Origin of the sequence: Rhizobacter sp. (assembly GCF_031412075.1) — a bacterium.
Taxonomy (GTDB): domain Bacteria; phylum Pseudomonadota; class Gammaproteobacteria; order Burkholderiales; family Burkholderiaceae_C; genus Rhizobacter.
In genome coordinates, this window is record NZ_JANOCG010000234.1 from 1 (window position 1) to 6461 (window position 6461).

Here is a 6461-nt window from a genome sequence, read left to right on the forward strand (position 1 = left end):
GCCCCCGTGGGGCGCCGCCTGGCGGCCCGGCAAAGCCGGTTCCGCGGGCCTTGCTTGATCAAGCTGCGGGGTAACGCACATCCACCACTTCCAGCCTCTCCAGCCCACCCGGCGTCATCAGCGACACCTCGTCGCCCACCCGCGCCTTGAGCAGGGCCCGCGCGATCGGCGAGATCCAGCTCACTTCGCCCTGCAGGTTATCGACTTCGTCGATGCCCTTGATGGTGATGGTGCGCTCTTCGCCCCGGCTGTTGGCGTAGGTCACGGTGGCGCCGAAGAAGATCTGGTCGCTGCCGTGGTGGGCCGAGGGGTCGGCCACCTCGGCGATGTCCAGCCGCTTGGTCAGGAAGCGGATGCGACGGTCGATCTCGCGCAGGCGCTTCTTGCCGTAGAGGTAGTCGCCGTTTTCCGAACGGTCGCCGTTCTTGGCGGCCCACGACACCACCTCGACGATCTTCGGACGCTCTTCGTCGAGCAGGCTCATCAGCTCTTCGCGAAGGCGCTTGTAGCCCTCGGGGGTCAGGTAGTTGCGTGTCCCGGCCGGAATGGCGGGGGCGACCAGGCCCTCTTCGTCGTCATCGTCGCCGTCGGACTCTTTGGTGAAGGCCTTGTTCATGCCCGCTGTATAGCACCGCCGTCAGCGACCGCTTCGGCGTAATGGCATGCCACTTCGCGCTTGTCGACCATGCGCAGTTCCGGGACCTCTTCGCTGCAGCGCGGTTGCGCGTAAGGGCAGCGCTTGTGGAAGGCGCAACCCGCAGGCGGGTTGAGGGGCGAAGGCAACTCCCCCACGATGCGGATCTTGTGGGCGCGGCGCGCCGGATCGATGCTCGGCGTGGCCGACAGCAGTGCGCGGGTGTAGGGGTGCAGTGGCTGGGCAAACAACATGGCCTTGGGCGCAAACTCAACCACGCGGCCGAGGTACATCACCATCACCCGATCGGCGATGTGCTCGACCACGCTCAGGTTGTGCGAGATGAACACATAGGCGATGCGTGTGCGCTCCTGGATGTCCATGAACAGGTTCAGGATCTGCGCCTGGATCGACACGTCGAGCGCCGAGGTCGGCTCGTCGGCCACCAGCAAACCGGGCTGCAACATCATGGCCCGCGCGATCGCAATGCGCTGGCGCTGGCCGCCTGAAAACATGTGCGGGTAACGCTGCGCGTGCTCCGAGCGCAGGCCCACCTGGCCCAGCATGTCGACGATGCGCTCACGGCGCTCAACACGGGACAGCGTGGTGTTCAGCAGCAGCGGTTCGTCGAGCATCTGCACGATGCGCTTGCGCGGGTTGAGCGAGGCATAGGGGTTCTGGAACACCATCTGCACCCGCTGGCGCAAGGCGCGGGTTTGCGCGGTGCTGGCGGTGGCAAGGTCAGCACCATCCAGCCGCAAGCTGCCGCTGGTCGGTTTTTCGATCAGCGTGAGAGCGCGAGCCAGTGTGGACTTGCCACAGCCCGACTCACCCACCACCGCCAGCGTCTGCCCGGCCGACAACGAAAAGCTCACGCCATTCAGCGCCTTCACCGTGGCCGAAGGTTTGAAGAAACCGCGCGACACCTGGTAGTGGCGCGACAGGTCACGCGCTTCGATCAAGGGGGCAGTCATGGCGTCACGTTGAGCGGGAAGAAGCAGCGCACCTGGCTGCCATCGGGCAGGGCTTGAAGCTCGGGGTGGCGGGCGCGGCACTCGTCTCGCACCTGCGGGCAGCGGGGCGACAACAGGCACGCGGTCGGCCGCTCGTTCAGCCCCGGCACCACCCCGCCCAGCGTGGGCAGGCGGTGGGCACCGCGGCTGTGTTCGGGGATCGACGCGAGCAGCGCCTCGGTGTACGGGTGGTGCGGCCGCTCGAACAGCGCCGGCACCGTGTGCACCTCGACCACCTCGCTCGCATACATCACCGCAATTCGCTTCGCGTGCTCGGCGAGCAAGGCCAGGTCGTGGGTGATGAGGATGAGCGCCATGTCTTGCTGGCGTTGCAAGGCCACCAACAGGTCAAGCACCTGGGCCTGGATGGTCACGTCGAGCGCGGTGGTCGGCTCGTCGGCGATCAAGAGCTTGGGCGCGCAAGCGAGCGCCATCGCGATCATCACGCGCTGGCTCATGCCGCCCGAGAGCTGGTGCGGGTAAGCCGAGAGGCGCGTTTCGGGGTCGGGGATCTCGACGAGCTTCAACAGCTCGAGCGCCCGCTCGCGCAGCGCGGCCTTGTGGCCCTTCTGATGCACCTTGAGCGTCTCGATGATCTGGAAGCCCACGGTGTAGCTCGGGTTCAGGCTGCTCATCGGGTCTTGGAAGATCATCGCCATGTCGCGGCCGATGATCTGGCGGCGCTCACGCGGTGACAGCGCCAGCAGGTCCTGCCCGTCGAAACGCAACACGTCGGCGCTGACACGGCCGGGTGCCTCGACCAGGCCCATCAACGCCAGCATGCTCACGCTCTTGCCCGAACCCGACTCGCCCACCACACCGAGCAGCTCGCCCCGGGCTAGCGTGATGTCGACCCCCTGCACCGCGGCGAAAGAGCCGAAGTGCACCGACAGGTTGCGGATTTCAAGGAGATGGCTCATCACAGCTTCTTCATGCGCGGGTCGAGCGCATCACGCAGCCCATCGCCCATCAGGTTGATGGCAAGCACGGTGACCAGGATAGCGAGTCCCGGGAAGGTCACGACCCAGTTGGCACGCTCGATGTAGTCGCGCGCCGAGGCCAGCATGGTGCCCCACTCGGGCGTCGGAGGTTGTGCACCAAGCCCCAGGAAACCGAGTGCTGCGGCGGCCAGGATCGCGTCTGAAAAGCCGAGTGTGGCCGTCACGATCACCGGCGCCATGCAGTTGGGCAGCACGGTGTTGAACATCAGCCGCGCGGTGCCGGCACCGGCCAGCTTGGACGCCACCACGTAGTCGCGTGTCAGCTCGGCCATGGCCGAGGCGCGCACGAGGCGCACGTAGCTCGGTACCGCGACGATGGCGATGGCCAGCATGGTGTTGAGCAGGCCAGGGCCGAGAATGGCCACCACGGCAATCGCCAGCAAGAGGCTGGGCAGCGCGAGCATCACGTCCATCAGTCGCAAGATGAGCACACCGAGGCGCGGGAAGAAGGCTGCCGTGAGCCCCAAAGCCACGCCGGGCAACATCGACAACAACACCGCCACGAAGCCAATCATCAGCGACAGGCGCGCGCCGTGCAGCAGGCGTGACAGCATGTCGCGCCCGATGTCGTCGGTGCCCAGGATGAAACGTGCACTGCCGCCCTCGGCCCACATCGGCGGCGTGAGCAAAGCATCGCGGTACTGCTCGATCGGGCTGTGCGGCGCCAGCACGCCGGCCAGCAGCGCACACAAGATGACGAAGACGAACACCACCAAGCCGGCGACCGCTCCCTTGTTGCTGGAAAAGTGGCGCCAGAAATCGCCCAGCGACGAAGGCGGTGCAGCGAGGGATTCTTCAACCGGCAAGACGGCACTCATGTCAGCTCACTTCGCATGGCGAATGCGTGGGTTGATGAGGCCGTACATCACGTCGACCAGCAGGTTGACCCCGATCACCAGCGTGGCCACGATCAAGATGCCGCCTTGCACCACAGGGTAGTCACGCCGGCTGATGGCATCGATCAGCCACTTGCCCACGCCCGGCCAGGAGAAGATGGTTTCGGTGAGCACCGCGCCACCGAGCAAGGTACCCACCAGCAGGCCGATCACGGTGATGACGGGCACCAGCGCGTTGCGCAGCGCATGCACGAACACCACCCGTGCCGGCGACAGACCCTTGGCGCGTGCGGTGCGCACATAGTCTTCACGCAGCACTTCGAGCATCGACGAGCGTGTCATGCGCGCGATCACCGCCAGCGGCACCGTGCCCAGCACGATGGATGGCAGCACCAGGTGCGACAGCGCCGACTTGAACGCCCCCGGCTCGCCCGACAACCAGGTGTCGATCAGCATGAAGCCGCTGCGCGGGGCGATGTCGAACTCGAGCGCCAGGCGGCCCGACACCGGCAGCGCCCAGGCCGGCGCCCACTCGCGCATGTAGACCGAACAAAACATGATCAGCAGCAGACCCCACCAGAAGATGGGCATCGAAAAGCCAGTGAGCGACAGGCCCATCACGCCATGGTCGAGCACCGTGCCGCGCTTGATGGCCGCCAGCACACCCGCCAGCACGCCGATCACCACCGCGAGGAACATGGCACAGACCGACAGCTCCAGCGTGGCTGGGAAGAGCTTCAGGAATTCGCTCCACACCGCTTCGTGGGTGACAAACGATTCGCCCAGGTTGAGGTGCAGCGCCTTCCACAGGTAGGCGAGGTACTGCTCCCACAGCGGTCGATCCAGGCCCAGGCGCTGCAGCACCTCGGCATGAAAGGCCGGGTCGAGCCGGCGCTCACCCGCCATCACCTGCACCGGGTCACCGGGGATCAGGTGGATCAGCGAAAACGCCAGCAGCGTGATGCCGAGAAAGGTCGGGATGACGAGCGCCAGCCGGCGCAGGATGAAGCCCAGCATCAATGCTTTACTTGACGCTCACCGAGCGAAAGTCGTTGTGCGCAAACGGGTTGGGCACCATGCCCTCCACCCGCTTGTTGATGGCGGTCATGTTGACCGGGTAAACGGTCGGGATCACCGGCACTTCGTCGTAGATTAACTTCTGCGCTTTCACGTACAGCTCGGTGCGCTTCTTGGTGTCGACCGTCTTGCGGGCGGCATCGAGCAGCTCATCGAAGCCCTTGTGGCACCACTGGCTTTTGTTGCCGCCGCTCGCCACCGCGGCGCAGCTGAGATTGGGTGTGAGGAAATTGTCGGGGTCGCCGTTGTCACCGGCCCAGTTGATGAAGGTGATGTCGTGCTCGCCGCGGCCGGTGCGCTTGAGCATCTCGCCCCACTCGATCATCTGCACCTTGACCTTGACGCCGATGCGCGCCCAGTCGGCCTGCATCAGCTCGGCCGCGCGCTTGCCGTCGATCGAGCCGCCGATGCGGGTGAACAGCGCGAGCTCGGTGCCGTCGTAGCCACTCGCCTTGACGAGCTGCTTGGCGCGCTCGAGGTCGCTGCGCTCCGGCAGGCTCTTGTCGTGGCTCCACATGGGCGGCGGCAACAGGCTGGCCGCTGGCGTGGCGTTGCCGCCGTAGACCGAGGCCACGTAGGTCTTCTTGTCGAAGGCCAGCCAAAGCGCCTCGCGAAATCGACGATCAGAGAGAAAGCGGCGCTGGGTGTTGAGCGCGATGTAGCCGGTGAGCAGCGGGTTGTTGCGCACGACCTTGACGTTCGGGTCCTTGTCGAAGGTGCTCACCGTCTCGGGCTTCATGTTGCTGCCCACCAGGCACTCGCCGGCCTTCAGCCGCTGCACCCGCACGTTGGGGTCGAGGGTGATGGCGAAGATGAGGTTGTCGATCTTCGGCACACCGCCCCAGTAGGCGGTGTTGGCGGTGTAGCGGATGACGGCGTCTTTCTGGTAGCTCTTGAAGACGAAGGGGCCGCTGCCCACCGGCTGGGTGTTGAGCTGGTCGAGCTTGCCGGCCTTTTGCAGCTGCTCACCGTATTCGGCCGAAAACACCGAGCCGATGGCCTCCATCGCGAGGCCCGCCAGAAACGGCGCGTCGGCGCGCGTGAGCGTGATGCGCACGGTGCCCGCGTCGACCTTGTCGATCGCCTTGATGAGCTGCGTCATGCCCATGCCCTCCCAGTACACATAGCCGTTTTTGGCGGCGGCGTGGGCGGGGTGCTTCTTGTCGCGCATGCGGTTGACGGACCACAGCACGTCGTCGGCGTTGAAGTCGCGCGTGGGCTTGAACCAGGGTGTGGTGTGGAACTTCACGCCTTTGCGCAACTGCAGTGTGTAGACCTGGCCATCGGCGCTGACCTGCCAGGTCTCGACCAGGCCGGGCTGGATCTCGGTGGTGCCGGGCTTGAAGCCGAGCAGCTGGTCGTAGATCGTGCGGCCGGCGGCGTCGTTGGTGACGGTCGACTCGTACTGCGCAATGTCAAAGCCATCGGGCGAGGCTTCGGTGCACACCGTCAGCGTGCCGGCGGCCTGGGCGGCGCCGGCAAAACACAAAGTCAGCAGCAGGAGCCGCGACACGGGATGGGCTTTTTTCATGAGCATGGCGGGCGGGGTCAAGCGGTAGGGCGGGAGAACAATCACTGTAGTGCCTCAAGTGCCACCAACGCAGCTACCAGATGCGGATGCGCTGGTCGCGCGGTTTGTACAGGCGGTCACCGGGTCGGGTGCCAAAGGTCTCGTGGAAAGCATCGAGGTTGACCACCGTGCCATTGGTGCGGGTGTCGGCCGGCGCATGCGGGTCGGAGATGAGCTGCTCGATCAGCCGGGCGTCGCGCATCTTCTCGCGCCACGAGATCGACCAACCCATGAAGAAGCGCTGGTCGCCGGTCAAGCCATCGATCACCGGCGGCTCCTTGCCCTTGAGCGACAGGCGCCAGGCCTTGTAGGCAATCTCCAGGCCCGACA

The 6461-nt window shown here is 65.7% G+C and carries 7 protein-coding genes; all 7 read right to left on the bottom strand.

All coding sequences use genetic code 11. The features are described from left to right. Positions 1-58: 58 nt before the first annotated feature. On the bottom strand, positions 59-616 hold the full coding sequence (greB, locus tag RMO40_RS08240) for a transcription elongation factor GreB (protein ID WP_309718915.1): 558 nt from the start codon (positions 614-616) through the stop codon (positions 59-61). Beyond that, entirely contained in the window at positions 613-1608 is a 996-nt protein-coding gene (locus RMO40_RS08245) for a peptide ABC transporter ATP-binding protein (RefSeq protein WP_309718918.1), read from the bottom strand. Before RMO40_RS08245 ends, greB begins: the two co-directional genes overlap by 4 nt. After that, positions 1605-2570, bottom strand: coding sequence for an oligopeptide/dipeptide ABC transporter ATP-binding protein (locus tag RMO40_RS08250; RefSeq protein ID WP_309718920.1), 966 nt, complete (start codon positions 2568-2570; stop codon positions 1605-1607). Before RMO40_RS08250 ends, RMO40_RS08245 begins: the two co-directional genes overlap by 4 nt. After that, positions 2567-3466, bottom strand: a complete 900-nt coding sequence (locus RMO40_RS08255; protein WP_309718923.1) for an ABC transporter permease subunit — start codon at positions 3464-3466, stop codon at positions 2567-2569. Before RMO40_RS08255 ends, RMO40_RS08250 begins: the two co-directional genes overlap by 4 nt. Positions 3467-3472: 6 nt before the next feature. After that, a complete protein-coding gene (locus tag RMO40_RS08260) occupies positions 3473-4501 on the bottom strand; it encodes an ABC transporter permease subunit (protein ID WP_309718926.1) in 1029 nt (342 codons plus the stop codon). Between the two features lie 7 nt (positions 4502-4508). Next, positions 4509-6092 carry an ABC transporter substrate-binding protein gene (locus tag RMO40_RS08265; RefSeq protein ID WP_309718930.1) on the bottom strand — a complete coding sequence of 528 codons (1584 nt, stop codon included), beginning with the start codon at positions 6090-6092 and terminating at the stop codon, positions 4509-4511. Between the two features lie 73 nt (positions 6093-6165). Then, on the bottom strand, positions 6166-6461 hold a 296-nt coding region (locus RMO40_RS08270; protein ID WP_309718933.1), incomplete at its 5' end, for a M13-type metalloendopeptidase.

Coding starts and splice junctions, on each gene's coding strand:
- greB (WP_309718915.1), bottom strand. CDS start 616: ATGAACAAGGCCTTCACCAAAGAGTCCGACGGCGACGATGACGACGAA.
- RMO40_RS08245 (WP_309718918.1), bottom strand. CDS start 1,608: ATGACTGCCCCCTTGATCGAAGCGCGTGACCTGTCGCGCCACTACCAG.
- RMO40_RS08255 (WP_309718923.1), bottom strand. CDS start 3,466: ATGAGTGCCGTCTTGCCGGTTGAAGAATCCCTCGCTGCACCGCCTTCG.
- RMO40_RS08260 (WP_309718926.1), bottom strand. CDS start 4,501: ATGCTGGGCTTCATCCTGCGCCGGCTGGCGCTCGTCATCCCGACCTTT.
- RMO40_RS08265 (WP_309718930.1), bottom strand. CDS start 6,092: ATGAAAAAAGCCCATCCCGTGTCGCGGCTCCTGCTGCTGACTTTGTGT.